At 66.5% G+C, this 14,480-nt stretch carries 12 protein-coding genes; 5 read left to right on the top strand and 7 right to left on the bottom strand.

Annotation, left to right across the window (positions count from 1 at the left end; genetic code table 11):
• Positions 1 to 102 precede the first annotated feature (102 nt).
• Positions 103 to 915 carry an APH(6) family putative aminoglycoside O-phosphotransferase gene (locus N5D45_RS02140; RefSeq protein WP_057502846.1) on the bottom strand — a complete coding sequence of 271 codons (813 nt, stop codon included), beginning with the start codon at positions 913 to 915 and terminating at the stop codon, positions 103 to 105.
• Between the two features lie 138 nt (positions 916 to 1,053).
• Here N5D45_RS02140 and clpA point away from each other — a divergent pair, with 138 nt between their 5' ends.
• A complete protein-coding gene (gene clpA / locus N5D45_RS02135) occupies positions 1,054 to 3,339 on the top strand; it encodes an ATP-dependent Clp protease ATP-binding subunit ClpA (RefSeq protein ID WP_010485852.1) in 2,286 nt (761 codons plus the stop codon).
• Positions 3,340 to 3,407: 68 nt separating this feature from the next.
• Here clpA and N5D45_RS02130 read toward each other — a convergent pair whose 3' ends face one another.
• The 4 genes from N5D45_RS02130 to aat all read right to left on the bottom strand — a co-directional run bounded on the left by N5D45_RS02130 (position 3,408) and on the right by aat (position 5,404).
• A complete protein-coding gene (locus tag N5D45_RS02130) occupies positions 3,408 to 3,785 on the bottom strand; it encodes a hypothetical protein (protein ID WP_010485850.1) in 378 nt (125 codons plus the stop codon).
• A gap of 129 nt (positions 3,786 to 3,914) precedes the next feature.
• Positions 3,915 to 4,187, bottom strand: a complete 273-nt coding sequence (locus N5D45_RS02125; protein WP_228355315.1) for a hypothetical protein — start codon at positions 4,185 to 4,187, stop codon at positions 3,915 to 3,917.
• A 171-nt stretch (positions 4,188 to 4,358) separates the two neighbouring features.
• Positions 4,359 to 4,577: a translation initiation factor IF-1 gene (gene infA / locus N5D45_RS02120; protein WP_005409596.1), complete on the bottom strand. Its 219-nt coding sequence runs from the start codon at positions 4,575 to 4,577 to the stop codon at positions 4,359 to 4,361.
• An 86-nt stretch (positions 4,578 to 4,663) separates the two neighbouring features.
• Positions 4,664 to 5,404 carry a leucyl/phenylalanyl-tRNA--protein transferase gene (aat, locus tag N5D45_RS02115; RefSeq protein ID WP_049409900.1) on the bottom strand — a complete coding sequence of 247 codons (741 nt, stop codon included), beginning with the start codon at positions 5,402 to 5,404 and terminating at the stop codon, positions 4,664 to 4,666.
• A gap of 72 nt (positions 5,405 to 5,476) precedes the next feature.
• Here aat and N5D45_RS02110 point away from each other — a divergent pair, with 72 nt between their 5' ends.
• Positions 5,477 to 6,745 carry a hypothetical protein gene (locus N5D45_RS02110; RefSeq protein WP_228355316.1) on the top strand — a complete coding sequence of 423 codons (1,269 nt, stop codon included), beginning with the start codon at positions 5,477 to 5,479 and terminating at the stop codon, positions 6,743 to 6,745.
• Positions 6,746 to 6,868: 123 nt separating this feature from the next.
• Here N5D45_RS02110 and N5D45_RS02105 read toward each other — a convergent pair whose 3' ends face one another.
• Together N5D45_RS02105 and trxB are read right to left on the bottom strand one after the other, a co-directional pair.
• Positions 6,869 to 7,993 carry a GNAT family N-acetyltransferase gene (locus tag N5D45_RS02105; protein ID WP_134958109.1) on the bottom strand — a complete coding sequence of 375 codons (1,125 nt, stop codon included), beginning with the start codon at positions 7,991 to 7,993 and terminating at the stop codon, positions 6,869 to 6,871.
• Between the two features lie 102 nt (positions 7,994 to 8,095).
• Positions 8,096 to 9,067, bottom strand: a complete 972-nt coding sequence (gene trxB / locus N5D45_RS02100; RefSeq protein ID WP_014037154.1) for a thioredoxin-disulfide reductase — start codon at positions 9,065 to 9,067, stop codon at positions 8,096 to 8,098.
• A gap of 233 nt (positions 9,068 to 9,300) precedes the next feature.
• On the opposite strand from trxB, the gene N5D45_RS02095 reads away from it, so the two are divergent.
• From N5D45_RS02095 to lolA, 3 genes are all read left to right on the top strand, one after another.
• Complete coding sequence (locus N5D45_RS02095; RefSeq protein ID WP_010485837.1) at positions 9,301 to 11,661, top strand: DNA translocase FtsK; 2,361 nt, start codon at positions 9,301 to 9,303, stop codon at positions 11,659 to 11,661.
• Between the two features lie 39 nt (positions 11,662 to 11,700).
• On the top strand, positions 11,701 to 13,644 hold the full coding sequence (locus N5D45_RS02090) for a DUF3857 domain-containing protein (RefSeq protein WP_049409854.1): 1,944 nt from the start codon (positions 11,701 to 11,703) through the stop codon (positions 13,642 to 13,644).
• Positions 13,645 to 13,755: 111 nt separating this feature from the next.
• Entirely contained in the window at positions 13,756 to 14,394 is a 639-nt protein-coding gene (gene lolA, locus N5D45_RS02085; protein ID WP_049448152.1) for an outer membrane lipoprotein chaperone LolA, read from the top strand.
• The last annotated feature ends 86 nt before the right edge of the window (positions 14,395 to 14,480 follow it).

The following is a 14,480-nucleotide window of genomic DNA, read 5'->3' as shown; positions in this document are numbered from 1 at the left end:
GCCCCCGACCTGTAGAGCCGAGCCGATGCTCGGCTGCTGTTCACCCAGGCATCCAGATCTCTGCCAGCAGCAGCCGAGCGCAGGCTCGGCTCTACAGGTGGATCACCCCTCCGCCAACGCCTCCAGCGCCATACGCGCCACGGCCTCGTCGACCTCGGCGGGGGCGCCGTCATCGCGGAACCAGACTGCCGACAGCCCCGCGCTGGCTGCGATCCAGCGCAGCAGGCGCGTGCGCTCCAGGCCCGCCAGTGCACTGACTTGTTCCAGCCGGGCGGCAAACCGCTCCGGCTGCGTCGCAACGTGGATGCCCGGACCGCACAGGTCCGGGTTGCTGAACAGTGTCGTGTAATCAAAGGCACGATCACCCAGCAACCGCTTCGGGTCGATCGCCAGCCAGCCGCGCGTGCCGAAATCGAGCACGTTGTCGTGGTGCAGGTCGCCATGCAGCGGCCGGATCTCGCGCTCTTCCTGCAGCAACCCCTCCGCCAGTGATCTGCACTGTTCCAGCAGTGGCGGCAGCGCAGCCCTTGGCTGCAGCAGGTCGGCGAACCATCTACGGAGGCAGACCAGTTCCGCTGGCGGCGCGCTCCGTGGCCGGTGCAGCCGCTGCAGGACCTGGCACAGGATCGTGGTGCAGGCGTCATCGTCGCCCTTGATCGAGCGTTGCCGCAGCGAGTCGCCGCCGGCACGCTCGATCAGGATCGCCGGTCCCTCGTGGGCCAGCAGGCGGGCGGCGCCATCGCCCTCCCACCAGCGCAGCAGGCGATGGCTGTTCTGCTCTTCGGTTTCGCTGCTGATCTTCAGCATGGCCGGCTCGCCGGCGATGGTCAGCACCGGCCAGAGCTGGGCATGGGGCGTTTCGATGGCTGCCCCATCACGCCGCAATCGCCAGCGGCTCAGGTAGGGTTCGCTCATGCTGGGCGGGCTGTCCTGGAGTGAATGAAGATCAAGCGATGTGTACTGCTAACGCCATCTGAACGCAGCAATCCGCTAGGGTGATGGAAATCGCGTAGTCAGGCCGCATATTGTCCCCATCTGCCGCCGGAGTAATCCATGTTCAGCAAAGACCTCGAACACACCATCGGCCAGTGCTACAAGCGCGCCCGTGAGGCCCGGCATGAGTTCATGACGGTCGAACACCTGCTGTTGGCACTGCTCGACAACCCGTCCGCCCAGGCCGTACTGAAGGCGTGTGGCGCCGACGCCGAACGCCTGCGCCAGGAGCTGGAGCAGGCCATCGAGGCCTCCGTGTCCCGCCTGGCCGAAGATGACGGCCGCGATACCCAGCCGACCCTGGGCTTCCAGCGCGTGCTGCAGCGGGCCGTGTACCACGTGCAGTCCTCGGGCAAGAAGGAGGTCACCGGCGCCAATGTGCTGGTCGCCATCTTCGGCGAAAAGGACTCCCACGCCGTCTATTACCTCAACCAGCAGGACGTCACCCGGCTGGACGTGGTCAATTACCTGTCCCATGGCATCGCCAAGCTGGGCGAAGAAGGCGAGCAGCCGTCCTCCTCCTCCGAGGGCGAAGGCCGCATTGAAGGCGGGGAGGGCGAGCCGAAGGGCGATGCCCTGACCGAGTTCGCCAGCAACCTCAACGAACAGGCCCGGGCCGGTCGCATCGACCCGCTGGTCGGTCGTGCCGACGAAATCGAGCGCACCATCCAGGTCCTGTGCCGCCGCCGCAAGAACAACCCGCTGTACGTGGGCGAGGCCGGCGTGGGCAAGACCGCGATCGCCGAGGGCCTGGCCCGCCGCATCGTCGAGGGTTCGGTGCCTGAGGTGCTGGCCGATGCGGTGATCTATTCGCTCGACCTGGGCGCACTGGTGGCTGGTACCAAGTACCGTGGCGACTTCGAGAAGCGCCTGAAGAGCGTGCTGACGGCACTGAAGAAGGTGCCCAACGCGGTGCTGTTCATCGACGAGATCCACACCATCATCGGTGCTGGCTCGGCGTCGGGCGGCACCATGGATGCCTCCAACCTGATCAAGCCGGCGCTGGCGTCGGGCGAGCTGCGCTGCATCGGCTCGACCACCTTCCAGGAATATCGTGGCATCTTCGAGAAGGACCGGGCGCTGGCCCGTCGCTTCCAGAAGATCGATATCGTCGAGCCGACGGTGGGCGAGACCTACGAGATCCTGCAGGGCCTGAAGTCCAAGTACGAGCTGCACCACGGCGTCACCTATTCCGACGAGGCGCTGCAGGCCGCGGTGGACCTGTCGGTGAAGCACATCGGCGACCGCCTGCTGCCGGACAAGGCCATCGACGTGATCGACGAGGCTGGCGCCCGCCAGCGCCTGCTGCCGGAAGGCCAGCGCAAGGAGCTGATCGACGTCGAGGAAGTGGAGGCGATCGTCGCCAAGATGGCGCGCATCCCGACCAAGCAGGTCAGCGCCACCGACAAGGATGTGCTGCAGCACCTGGAGCGCAACCTGAAGATGGTGATCTTTGGCCAGGATCCGGCCATCGAGACGCTGTCCTCGGCGATCAAGCTGGCCCGCTCGGGCCTGGGCAATCCGGAAAAGCCGATCGGCAATTTCCTGTTCGCCGGTCCGACCGGTGTCGGCAAGACCGAGGTGACCAAGCAGCTCGCGCTGCAGCTGGGCATCGAGCTGGTCCGCTTCGACATGTCCGAGTACATGGAGCCGCATTCGATCAGCCGCCTGATCGGTGCCCCTCCGGGCTACGTCGGCTTCGACCAGGGGGGCCTGTTGACCGAGAAGATCGTCAAGACGCCGCACTGCGTGCTGCTGCTGGACGAAATCGAGAAGGCGCACCCGGACATCTTCAACATCCTGTTGCAGGTGATGGACCGCGGCGTGCTGACCGATACCAATGGTCGTGAGGCGAACTTCAAGAACGTGGTGCTGGTGATGACCACCAATGCCGGCGCGGCGCAGGCCTCGCGGCGTTCGATCGGCTTCACCAAGCAGGACCATGCCACCGACGCGATGGAGACCATCCGCCGCAGCTTCACCCCGGAATTCCGCAACCGCCTCGACGCGGTGGTGCAGTTCCAGGCGTTGGGCTTCGAGCACATCCTGCGCGTGGTCGACAAGTTCCTGATCGAGCTGGAGATGCTGCTGCAGGACAAGCACGTCAGCCTGTCGGCCACCCCGACCGCGCGCGACTGGCTGGCTCACCACGGCTTCGACCCACTGATGGGTGCGCGCCCGATGGCCCGCGTGATCCAGGACAAGATCAAGCGCCCGCTGGCCGACGAGCTGCTGTTCGGCAAGCTGGTCAACGGTGGCAAGGTCAGCATCGATGTCCGCGACGACGAGCTGGTGGTCGAGACCCAGGCTGAGCCGGAGCGGCTGCTGCCGGTTACGGTGGAGTGAGCTGAAGGCTTGGCGTGAAAGACTGGAAACAACAAGGGCGGCTTCGGCCGCCCTTGTCCTGTCCGGGGTCAGCGGCTGCGGCGGCGTGCTTCGCGCTTGAACCGCTCGGCATCGATCGGCTCGATGCGCGCAACCTCGCAGCTGCCGCGACCGGTGTCCAGAGCGCTTCGGCCCTCGCTGCACAGCTCGCCAGCCTCCTTGCCGTCGGTCCTGAAGCCGAGGCGGGTGGCCAGCACGGCAGAAGGGCAGCTGTTGCGGAAATGCACGACATAGTGGTCTTCGCCGGAGCGAAGCAGGATGTTCTTGTCGGCGCCGGCACGAACGATCTGCTGTTCGCCGGTCAGTGGTACGCACTGCGCCGGCGGGGTGTCGGCGGCATGGGCGGGCGATGCCAGCAGGGTGGCGGCAGACAAAGCCAGGGGGATGAGCAGGGAAGACAGATTCATGGCGGGGCAGGGGGCGGCGATCCGGACTGGATCGGATCCCAGGATGCCGCCGCCGCTGCAAATGCGAATCTGCCGCAAGCAGGGCTGACCGACGTCACGGTGAGATCGGTCACGATGACCTTTGGCGCATCAGGCGGCGATCGAACGGAATCCCTGCTGGCGCCCCTGGTTGCCGCCATCCTCGATGACGAATGCGACCGCTTCATGCGGAATGTGCAGTCGCTGCTTGAGTGTGCTGCCCATGTGTGGGACCTCGCGCTGCACGGCCAGATACTGTGGGTGGGATGCGTCCATGCTGGTACAGGCCAGGCAGGGCTGGCCGAACCAGGTGCCGTCCGGGCCCTTGTTGGCGTAGCAGCGGCTGGTGACGGACTGCGGGTCCAGGACGATCAGGTAGGTCATGCGCGCAGCGCCTTCTGTGAAGAACGCGTTGAGTCTAGAGTCCCGGCGCGATGCTGGATTTCAGACAAGGACGAAAATCGAACGATCTCGGTGCCGCGCATTTTCTTCCGCGCACGACAAAGGGCCAGCAGCGAGGCCGGCCCTGTCGGAGTGGCGCACTGCGCCGACCGCTTACTTCATGCGGTAGGTGATACGGCCCTTGGTCAGGTCGTACGGGGTCATTTCAACCTTGACCCGGTCACCGGTGAGGATGCGGATGTAGTTCTTGCGCATGCGGCCGGAGATGTGGGCGATGATTTCGTGCCCATTTTCCAGACGAACGCGGAAAGTGGTGTTCGGCAGCGTCTCGCTGACGGTGCCCTCGAACTCGATGGAATCGTCTTTCGACATGTAGTCCTGTGCGGTTCAGAAAACGGCCACGCTGGGCCTAAGGCGCGGTATTTTACGCGTGATGGGCCCGGCTTGCAAAGTTTGTGTTAACCCCCGGCCAAACGCCGTGCTGGCAAGCGTCCGACCGCCTGGGTCCAGGGGCCTTCACGGCCGTCACGGTGTACGGCCTGACGGACGTGCTCCAGAAAGTCCGCGCGCGGCAGGTGTTCGGCGCCCATCCGCAGCAGGTGCGGATTCTCCACCTGGGCATCGATCAGTTCCCAGCCCCAGTCACGCAGGGTGGATGCGAGGGCGGCCAGGGCGATTTTGGAGCCGCCGCTGGCGCCACTGAACATGCTTTCGCCGAAAAACATCGATCCGATCGCCACCCCATAGATGCCGCCGACCAGCGTCTGCCGGTCCCAGACCTCGAAGGAGTGGGCAAACCCCAGGTCGTGCAGCTGGCTGTAAGCCTCGACCATCGCCGGGCTGATCCACGTACCGTCCTGGCCCGGTCGCGGCGCCGCGGCGCAGGCACGCATCACACGACTGAAAGCGGTGTCGGCGGTGATCTCCCACGTGCTGCCGCGCAATTGGCGGCGGAAGCGGCTGGACAGGTGCACGCCCTCGGTACGGAATACCATGCGCGGGTCCGGCGACCACCACAGGATTGGCTCGCCCTCGCTGAACCAAGGAAAGATACCGCCGGCGTAGGCATTGAGCAGGCGCACCGGATGCAGGTCGCCGCCCACCGCGAGCAGGCCGTCGGGCTGGCGCAGTGCGGTTTCAGCCGGAGGGAAGGGAGCGTCCGGCGCATCGGCCAGGCGCCAGGGCAACTGGCGGGTCATGCCGTCATTGTATTCGTCGTGGCGGTCGCTGATGTCTGTCACCATCAGCGTCCTACGGCAAGGAGCCCACGCATGAGTGACGCCATCACCGCCATCCTCGACGTGCACGACACCGCGCGCTCGCGCAACGACAGCCAGAGCATGCTGCTGGCGCTGGCCACTGAGCAGCCGGGCCAGCTTGGTGCGCTGATGCTGCTGGCCCTTGCCCGGCGTTCACCCAGCTCGGCCTTTCTCGACATGGCGCTGGATCTGCTGCCCGATGAAGCGATTGTGCCGGTCTGTGCCGAGGCCTGGCGCCGCTATCGGGATGGCGAGCGCGGCGAACTGCTGGCCAGCGTGATCGAATTCACCAGCTACCAGGCGCCGCAGGTGCTGCAGGACGACTGGGAGGCCTTGCTGGCGCTGGCCACCGAAGACGAGCTGCAGCTGGCTTCGCAGGTATGGCAGGGCCTGCCCTCCGTCATTGCCGTGCAGTGGGCGCAGATTCTGGTTGAGGCCGACGACGATCGCGAGATGGCGCGGGCCAGGGCGCTGCTGCTGGCGGCGCAGCCCGAGAGCTATGCCGTTGCCCGCGGCTACCTCGCTGACTGGGGCGCGCTGGATGCTGAGGTCTGGGCGCACTGGGCCGGCGTCGCGGACGGACCGCAGCCGCGGCGCCTGCATGGGGAGCGGCCGCTGCACATCCGCTTCGGCCGCGAGCAGCATCGCGCGCAGCAGGCGGACGAACCGAGCTGGCGCAAGCGCATCTGGCGCCTGCACCCGACCTGGAATGGCGGGCAGGTACAGTACGCCGGGCAGATGGGAGGGCCGCTGAAATCGTTGTGTGGCAGCTGCCATGCACCGCTGCAGCGCCTGCTGCGAACCGACGCTGCCGCGCTGCAGCCGGGCGCGGCGGGTGAGATCACGCTGGGCCTGTGCCTGGACTGCTGCGGCTGGGAAGATCCGCCCGTGCGTTTCTATCGCCACGATGCCAGCGGCCTGCCCAGCTGCCACCCCAGCCAGCGTCTGGAGGTGCCGGCGACGCCGACCGACAGCGGTGACCTGATGCAGGCCGAGGTCGGCCTGGTCGCCATGGACACCATGCGGTGGGAGCAGCAGGACTGGGGCCAGTCAAACCACCGGCAGAACCTGTCGCGCGTGGGCGGCGCACCGAGCTGGGTGCAGAGTGCCTGGTATCCGGCGTGCATCGATTGCGGTGAGGAGATGCCCTTCGTGATGCAGCTGGATTCGACGCTGCCGACCACCGGTGGGGGCGCGCTGCTATGGGGTGGCGGCGGCATGCTCTACACGTTCTGGTGCGCGAAGTGCCGGGTGAGTGGACATTTCTGGCAGTGCACCTGAGCGCAGCACCCTCGACATCGCTCTGATAAGCGCCAACCTTGGTTGGCAGGCCTCATTGCTCTGGTAGGTGCCAACCTTGGTTGGCACGCTTCTCGGCACCGCGCCAGTCGAGCAAGCTCGACTCTACAGCCCTACGCGGAACGGCCCATGCCCCTGCAATTCCTGCTGGTACCGCCGCACACTCTGCCGCTCCTGCCGGCACCAGTCCTGCAGTGCCTCTGCGAAATCCGGATCGGCCACCCAGTGTCGGCTGCGCACCAGCGTCGGCAGGAACCCGCGCGCCAGCTTGTGCTCGCCCTGTGCGCCGGGCTCGAAACGGCTCAGGCCTTCGCGCAGGCAGTACTCGATGCCCTGGTAGTAACAGGCTTCGAAATGCAGGCCGGGCAGGGTGGCGCCGCCCCAGTAGCGGCCGTACAGCGTATCGCCACCGCGCAGGCACAGCGCGCCGGCAATCGGCTCGCCGTCCTGTTCGGCCAGAAACAGCACCAGCCCGCGTCCCAGTGAAATGGCCAGATGGCGCAGGAAGGCCTCGGTCAGCGCCGGGGCGTTGCCGTATTCGAGGAAGGTCTGCAGATAGAAGCGGTACATCGCCTGCAGGTCTGCGCGGCTGGCTTCATCGCCGTGCACCACGCGGAAGGTGATGCCCTGGCGGGTGACCTTGGCCCGTTCCTGGCGGATGTTCTTGCGATGCTTGTGGTCCATCGCAGCGAGGAACTGGTCGAACGTCGCCCAGTCACCCGGATTCTGCCATTGGAACTGCACGTCCTCGCGCAGCAGCCAGTCGTCATCGAACAGAGCCTCATCGCTGGCGGTGTGGAAGTTGATATGGGCCGAGGATACGTGCAGCGCGGGCAGCGCCTCGCGCAATGCCGACAGTAGCGCGATGCGCCCTGAATCGTGACGGGCCAGCAACCGCGGGCCGGTGACCGGCGAGTACGGCACCGCGCCCAGCCACTTCGGATAGTAGTCGCGGCCGTGGCGGGCATACGCGTTGGCCCAGGCATGGTCGAACACGAACTCGCCATGCGAATTGGTCTTCAGGTAACCCGGAATGGCGCCGACCAGCGTGCCGCCCTCCCACAGGGTGAAGTGCCGGGGTTGCCAGCCCCAGTCCTCACGCAGGCAGCCGTGCTGTTCAAGCCCGGAAAGGAAGGCGTGGCTGACGAAGGGGTTGCGGCCGTCGTGCAGGGCATCCCAGTCGGTCGCGGCAATGGACTGCAGGGAGTCGAGGAAGCGGGGGGAAGACATGGGGGAAGGATAGGGCAGATGAAACAGAAAGGCCGACGCACTGGCGTCGGCCTATCATCCGGAGTCGGGCCTGGCTCGACCCTACAGGAGCGGGTCAGCCTCTCAGCTGGCCTTGCCCTGGGCGTCCAGGTAGCGCTCGGCATCCAGTGCGGCCATGCAGCCGAAGCCGGCCGAGGTGATCGCCTGGCGGTAGTGCTGGTCGGCCACGTCGCCGGCGGCGAACACGCCTTCCACCGACGTCTGCGTGGCATTGCCACCCAGGCCCGAGCGGATCTCCAGGTAGCCGTTGTTCATCGCCAGCTGGCCGTCGAACAGGGTGGTGTTCGGGTGATGGCCGATGGCCACGAAAAAGCCGTGGGCATCGATGTCGCGGGTGCTGCCGTCCAGGGTGGACTTCACGCGCACACCGGTCACGCCGGCGTCGTTGCCCAGCACTTCCTCCACCTGGTGGTGCCAGACGGTCTCGATCTTGCCTTCGGCCACCTTCTTGAACAGCTTGTCCTGCATGATCTTTTCCGCCTTCAGGGTGTCGCGGCGGTGGACCAGGTAGACCTTGCGGGCGATGTTGGACAGGTACAGGGCCTCTTCCACGGCGGTGTTGCCGCCGCCGACCACGACCACGTCCTGGTCGCGGTAGAAGAAGCCGTCACAGGTGGCGCAGGCGGACACGCCGCGGCCCTTGAACTCGTCCTCGGTCGGGATGCCCAGGTACTTGGCGGTGGCGCCGGTGGCGATGATCAGCGCATCGCAGGTGTACTCGTGGCTGTCGCCGATCAGCTTGAACGGGCGCTGCGACACGTCGGCGGTGTGGATATGGTCGAAGATGACCTCGGTTTCGAAGCGCTCGGCGTGCGCCTGCATGCGCGCCATCAGGTCCGGGCCCATCAAGCCGTGGGCATCACCCGGCCAGTTGTCCACCTCGGTGGTGGTCATCAGCTGGCCGCCCTGCTGCAGGCCGGTGATGACGACCGGCTTCAGGTTGGCGCGGGCGGCGTAGACGGCGGCGGTCCAGCCGGCCGGGCCGGAACCGAGGATGACGAGGCGCTGGTGGCGGGAGGGCAGGCTGGTGCTCATGTAAACTCGCGAAAAGGTAGATGGGACAAGGCGCTGGCGATATTTGCGCAGCATCCGTGGCAGGTCATAGAGTGGCGGCTGGGGCAGGGCGATTCAAGCCGATGAACAGAACGCCGTCATCCGGCGATGGTTCCGGCGCTCTGAACGCCCTGTCGGATGTCGCATAACTGAAAACTGACGCCGTCTCATTTATTATCAATCACTAACAGCGCATTCCAAAGGTATGGTCTAAGGTGGCGAAGCAGGTCCCCGAACGCTCCAAGTCCGACGACAGCAAGGCGTCACGTCGCACGGCCGCGGCGGCGACGACCGACAATCCACGCCGCCAGCGCCTCTGGCGCGATCTTGGCCTGATCGCCATCGCGCCGGCCTTGCTGTACCTGGCGGCCAGTCTTTTCACCTATTCAGCGACGGACCCGGGCTGGTCGCATACCGGCAGCGTGGTCGCGCCGGTGCACAACCTCGGCGGTCGCGCCGGCGCCTGGATCGCCGACGTGCTGCTGCAGCTGTTCGGCTACATCGCCTTCCTGCTGCCGGTGGTGCTGGGCGCGCTGGCGTGGATCGCCATGTTCGGCCTCAAGCGCGAGAGCAAGGGCGAGAACGACCTGGACCCGGCGCTGCGCCTGGTCGGCCTGGTCGGCTTCCTGATCGCCGGGACCGGCTTCCTGCACGTGCGCCTGTTCAGTGGCGATGTCTCCAGTGCCGGCGGCATCCTCGGCAAACTGGTGGGCAACTCGCTTACGGTGGGCTTCGGGGCGCTGGGCGCGAATCTGTTCGTGCTGGTACTGCTGTTGGCTTCGATCACGCTGGCCACCGGGCTGTCCTGGTTCACGGTGATGGAGAAGATCGGCCGCGGGGTGATGTCGCTGGCGCCGCTGCTGGCGCGCAAGAAGGAAGAAGTCACCGAGTGGCAGCAGACGCGGGTGATGCGCGAGGAGCGCCAGGAAGTGCGCAAGGCCGACGCCGAGGTGCGTGCCAAGCGCGAGCCGGTGAAGATCGAGCCGCGCCCGGAACCGGTGATCGAGAAGAGTGATCGGGCCAAGCGCGACACGCAGATCCCGATGTTCCGTGGCGTCAACGGCGACGGCTCGGACCTGCCGCCGTTGGCCCTGCTGGACGACCCCAAGCCGCAGCCGGTGGGCTACGACAAGGAAACCCTGGACGCGCTGTCGCGGCAGATCGAGTTCAAGCTGAAGGACTTCCGCATCGACGCTCAGGTGGTCGGCGCCAACCCTGGCCCGGTCATTACCCGCTTCGAGATCGAGCCCGCGCCGGGCATCAAGGTCAGCCAGATCAGTTCGCTCGACAAGGACATCGCGCGTGGCCTGTCGGTGAAGTCGGTGCGCGTGGTGGACGTGATTCCGGGCAAGTCGGTGATCGGCCTGGAAATTCCCAACGTCACCCGCGAGATGATCTACCTCTCCGAGCTGCTGCGTTCCAAGGAATACGACAAGTCGGCCAGCGTGCTGACCTTGGCGCTGGGCAAGGACATCGCTGGCCGCTCGACTGTGGCAGACCTGGCGCGCATGCCGCACCTGCTGGTGGCCGGTACCACCGGTTCGGGCAAGTCGGTGGCGGTCAACGCGATGGTGCTGAGCCTGCTGTTCAAGGCCTCGCCGAAAGACCTGCGGATGCTGATGATCGACCCGAAGATGCTCGAACTGAGCGTCTACCAGGGCATTCCGCACCTGCTGGCGCCGGTGGTCACCGACATGAAGGAGGCCGCCAACGGCCTGCGCTGGTGCGTGGCCGAGATGGAGCGCCGCTACAAGCTGATGAGCGCGGTCGGCGTGCGCAACCTGGCCGGCTTCAACAAGAAGGTGAAGGAAGCCCAGGACGCCGGCCAGCCGCTGATGGACCCGCTGTTCAAGCCGAACCCCGAGCTGGGCGAGGCGCCGCGCCCGCTGGAGACGCTGCCGTTCATCGTCATCTTCATCGACGAATTCGCCGACATGATGATGATCGTCGGCAAGAAGGTGGAAGAGCTGATCGCGCGCCTGGCACAGAAGGCGCGTGCGGCCGGCATCCACCTGATCCTGGCCACGCAGCGCCCGTCGGTGGACGTGATCACCGGCCTGATCAAGGCCAACATCCCGACGCGCATCGCCTTCCAGGTCAGCTCCAAGATCGACTCGCGCACCATCCTCGACCAGTCCGGCGCGGAAACCCTGCTCGGCCACGGCGACATGCTGTACCTGCCGCCGGGCACCGCGCTGCCCGAGCGCGTGCATGGTGCGTTCGTGTCCGACGATGAAGTGCATCGCGTGGTCGAGCACCTCAAGGCGATGGGCCCGGCCGACTATGTCGACGGCGTGCTGGACGAAGTGCAGACAATGGGCGACGGCGTGGTCGTCGGCGCCACCGGACTGCCGGAGAACAGTTCGTCCGGCGACGAGTCCGACCCGTTGTATGACGAGGCCCTGCGGGTGGTCACCGAGACCCGCCGCGCCTCGATCTCCGGCGTGCAGCGCCGGCTGAAGATCGGCTACAACCGTGCAGCGCGACTGATCGAGGCCATGGAAGCGGCCGGCGTGGTCAGTTCGCCCGAGCACAACGGCGACCGCACGGTGCTGGCTCCGCCGCCGCCGAAGTAAGACCCGACGTATCCCCCACGACGTCCAAGGAACCGACGCATGCTTCACCCCGTACCAAGCGCGCTGGCACTGGCGCTGGCAGCCTTCCTGGCTGCCGGCCCGGCACTGGCAGACACCGCCACCTCCGCGCCCGCCACGGCGCCGCCTTCCACCAGCGGCGATACCGAAGCCAGCAATAATTTCAGCATTGTCCGTTACCGCGCCGACTACCAGGTGCGGCCGGATGCGGGCAATGTGCAGACCGAAACCTACGAAGTCCTGCTCAAGACCAAGGCATCCGTCGAGCAGTTCAGCCAGGTGCGGCTGAGCTACAGCGAGAAGATGGAGACGCTGGAAGTACTCGGCGCCTACACCATCACCGCCGACGGCCAGCGCCGCGACGTGCCGGCCGACCGCATCTACACCCAGGAGAGCTACTCCAGCGCCTCGGCGGCAATGTATGCCGACCGCAAGGTGCGGGTGATCGTATTCCCGAACCTGGCCCCGGGCACGCGCCTGTACTACCAGGTGCGCCGCACCCAGGTCACGCCGTACTTCCCGGGCTACTTTGGCCTGTGGGAAACCTTCAACGTCTTCACCGAGTACGAGGACGCTGAGGTCACCCTGAGTGCGCCGGCCAACCTGCCGATGTTCGTCGACAGTCGCGGCGTGCAGGGCAGCGATCGCCCGACAGTGAAGAATGGCCAAGCGCAATGGCGCTGGCGCTACCAGCGTCGCGAAGCCATGCCGGCACAGAACTGGTCGGCGGCGGGCTGGGAGTTCGGTCCGAACATCATGGCCAGCACGTATCGTGACTGGTCGCAGATGGGGCGCGCCTACCAGCTCAAGGCTGGCCCAGCGGCGCAGGTCACGCCGGAACTGCAGGCGCTGGCAGACGAAATCACGACGGGCATCAGCGACCGTCGCGAGCAGGCTGATGCGCTGTACCGCTGGGTGGCGCAGAACATCCGCTATGTGGCGGTGTACCTGGGCAATGGTGGCCTGGAACCGAACAGCGCGCAGAGCATCCTCGACAACCACTACGGCGACTGCAAGGATCACGTGACGATCCTCGAGGCGCTGCTGGCGGCCAAGGGCATCGCCAGCTCGCCGGTGCTGATCGGTGCGGGCGGCGGCCCGACGCTGCCGAAGATCCCGGTGCTGGGCCGCTTCAACCACGCCATCACCTACATCCCCGAATTCGATCTGTACCTCGATTCGACCACCGCGTGGGCGCGCTTCGGCCAGCTGCCGGAGGGTGACCTGGGTGCGCCGGTGATGCGCACACGCGACGCCACGCTGGCACGCACCCCGGCCAACACGCCGGAGCGCAACGCCACCTCGATGGAAGTGCGCTTCACCTTCGACGCCAACGGCAACCTGCGCGGCGAGACGATCCCGAAGCTGGGCGAGAACGCCGAGATCGGCATGCGCGCCCAGTTCTCCCAGCTCAACGCGCAGAACCGTGCGCGCGCTGAAGAGCAGATCATGGCCGCCTCCGGTTTCGACGGGCGAGGGCAGCTGCAGATCCAGGGTGTGCCGGTCGACCTGACCCGGCCGTTCGGCTACCGCATGGCGTTCCAGGCCGAGGATTACGCCGACTTCAGCGTGGCCGGCGGCATGGCCGTGCCGGACCCGCCGGGTGGCGAGTCGGTGCGTGGCTTGTACGCCACCGCCTCGGCGCCGGCCAACGAGACGCCGTTCTACTGCAATGCCAGCCTGCGCGAGGAGACCTACCGCCTGCAGTTCCCGGCCAACGCGCCGATCATCGCCATCCCGGCCAGCCAGCGATTCGCCAACGCCGCCGGCGAGTACCGCGTGGACTGGAGCCGCGAAGGGCAGGAGGTGATCGTGCACCACCGGTTGCAGCAGAATGCGGTGCGCGGCCCGGAGGCATTGTGCCAGCCGCGGGATTATCCGGCGTTCCGCGCGCTGTATCGCGAAGTGCGGCGCGGCTTCCGTGGCCAGGTGCTGTACGGCAAGCTGCCGGCATCCGGCGGCTGAATCGCCGATGGACGTTCAGGGCGGCATAATGTCGCCCTGATCGCCCATTCATCTTTGTCCGGGCACACTGGCAACCACCTTTCCTGGCGCCCGCGCCCACAGGATTCCCGCATGAACTTCCGCTTCCGCCGTTTCCTTGCCACCACCACCTTGGCCGTGGCCTGCGCCGCCGCCGGCAGTGCCTGGGCTGGCGCCCGCGATGACCTGAAGACCTTCACCAGTGGCCTGAAGGGACTGGATGGCCAGTTCAGCCAGCAGGTGTTCGACAGTCGTGGCAAGGTGAAGGAATCGACCAGTGGCCGCGTGGCCCTGTCGGCGCCGCGCCTGTTCCGCTGGGAGTACGTGCGCCCGCACGAACAGCTGATCGTGGCCGACGGCAAGAAGGTCTGGATGTACGAGCCGGACCTGGAACAGGCCACCGTGCGCGAGCAGGGCAAGGAAGAGCAGAACAGCCCGCTGACCGCGCTGATCAACCCCGCGCTGCTGGAGCAGCAGTACGACGTCAGCGAAGAGGCCGCGCAGCGTGACGGCCTGCAGTGGCTGTCACTGTCGCCGAAGCGCGAGACCGAAGCCAGCTTCCAGTACGCCGCGCTGGGCTTCAATGCCCAGGGCCTGGCCAGGATGGAAATCACCGACGCCGTCGGCCAGCGCACTGTGATCAGCTTCAGCGGCTGGAAGCGCAACCCGGGCTTCGCCGCCGGCACCTTCAGCTTCACCCCGCCGAAGGGCACCGACGTCATCGGTAACTGAGGGCGGCCGCCGGGCATGGCCCGGCGCTACCTGCTCTGGTGGGTATCAACCGGTACCGCCTTGGTGGGTGTCAACCTTGGTTGACA

This window comes from Stenotrophomonas sp. GD03819, assembly GCF_029841665.1.
Classification (GTDB): domain Bacteria; phylum Pseudomonadota; class Gammaproteobacteria; order Xanthomonadales; family Xanthomonadaceae; genus Stenotrophomonas; species Stenotrophomonas geniculata.
This window is presented reverse-complemented; position numbering and strand designations above follow the sequence as displayed.

What these genes read in the sequence shown, in the direction of transcription:
- clpA (WP_010485852.1), top strand. Translation starts at nt 1,054, where the DNA reads ATGTTCAGCAAAGACCTCGAACACACCATCGGCCAGTGCTACAAGCGC.
- N5D45_RS02130 (WP_010485850.1), bottom strand. Translation starts at nt 3,785, where the DNA reads ATGAATCTGTCTTCCCTGCTCATCCCCCTGGCTTTGTCTGCCGCCACC.
- N5D45_RS02105 (WP_134958109.1), bottom strand. Translation starts at nt 7,993, where the DNA reads ATGTCTTCCCCCCGCTTCCTCGACTCCCTGCAGTCCATTGCCGCGACC.
- N5D45_RS02140 (WP_057502846.1), bottom strand. Translation starts at nt 915, where the DNA reads ATGAGCGAACCCTACCTGAGCCGCTGGCGATTGCGGCGTGATGGGGCA.
- N5D45_RS02125 (WP_228355315.1), bottom strand. Translation starts at nt 4,187, where the DNA reads ATGACCTACCTGATCGTCCTGGACCCGCAGTCCGTCACCAGCCGCTGC.
- trxB (WP_014037154.1), bottom strand. Translation starts at nt 9,067, where the DNA reads ATGAGCACCAGCCTGCCCTCCCGCCACCAGCGCCTCGTCATCCTCGGT.
- aat (WP_049409900.1), bottom strand. Translation starts at nt 5,404, where the DNA reads ATGACCCGCCAGTTGCCCTGGCGCCTGGCCGATGCGCCGGACGCTCCC.
- lolA (WP_049448152.1), top strand. Translation starts at nt 13,756, where the DNA reads ATGAACTTCCGCTTCCGCCGTTTCCTTGCCACCACCACCTTGGCCGTG.
- N5D45_RS02110 (WP_228355316.1), top strand. Translation starts at nt 5,477, where the DNA reads ATGAGTGACGCCATCACCGCCATCCTCGACGTGCACGACACCGCGCGC.
- infA (WP_005409596.1), bottom strand. Translation starts at nt 4,577, where the DNA reads ATGTCGAAAGACGATTCCATCGAGTTCGAGGGCACCGTCAGCGAGACG.
- N5D45_RS02090 (WP_049409854.1), top strand. Translation starts at nt 11,701, where the DNA reads ATGCTTCACCCCGTACCAAGCGCGCTGGCACTGGCGCTGGCAGCCTTC.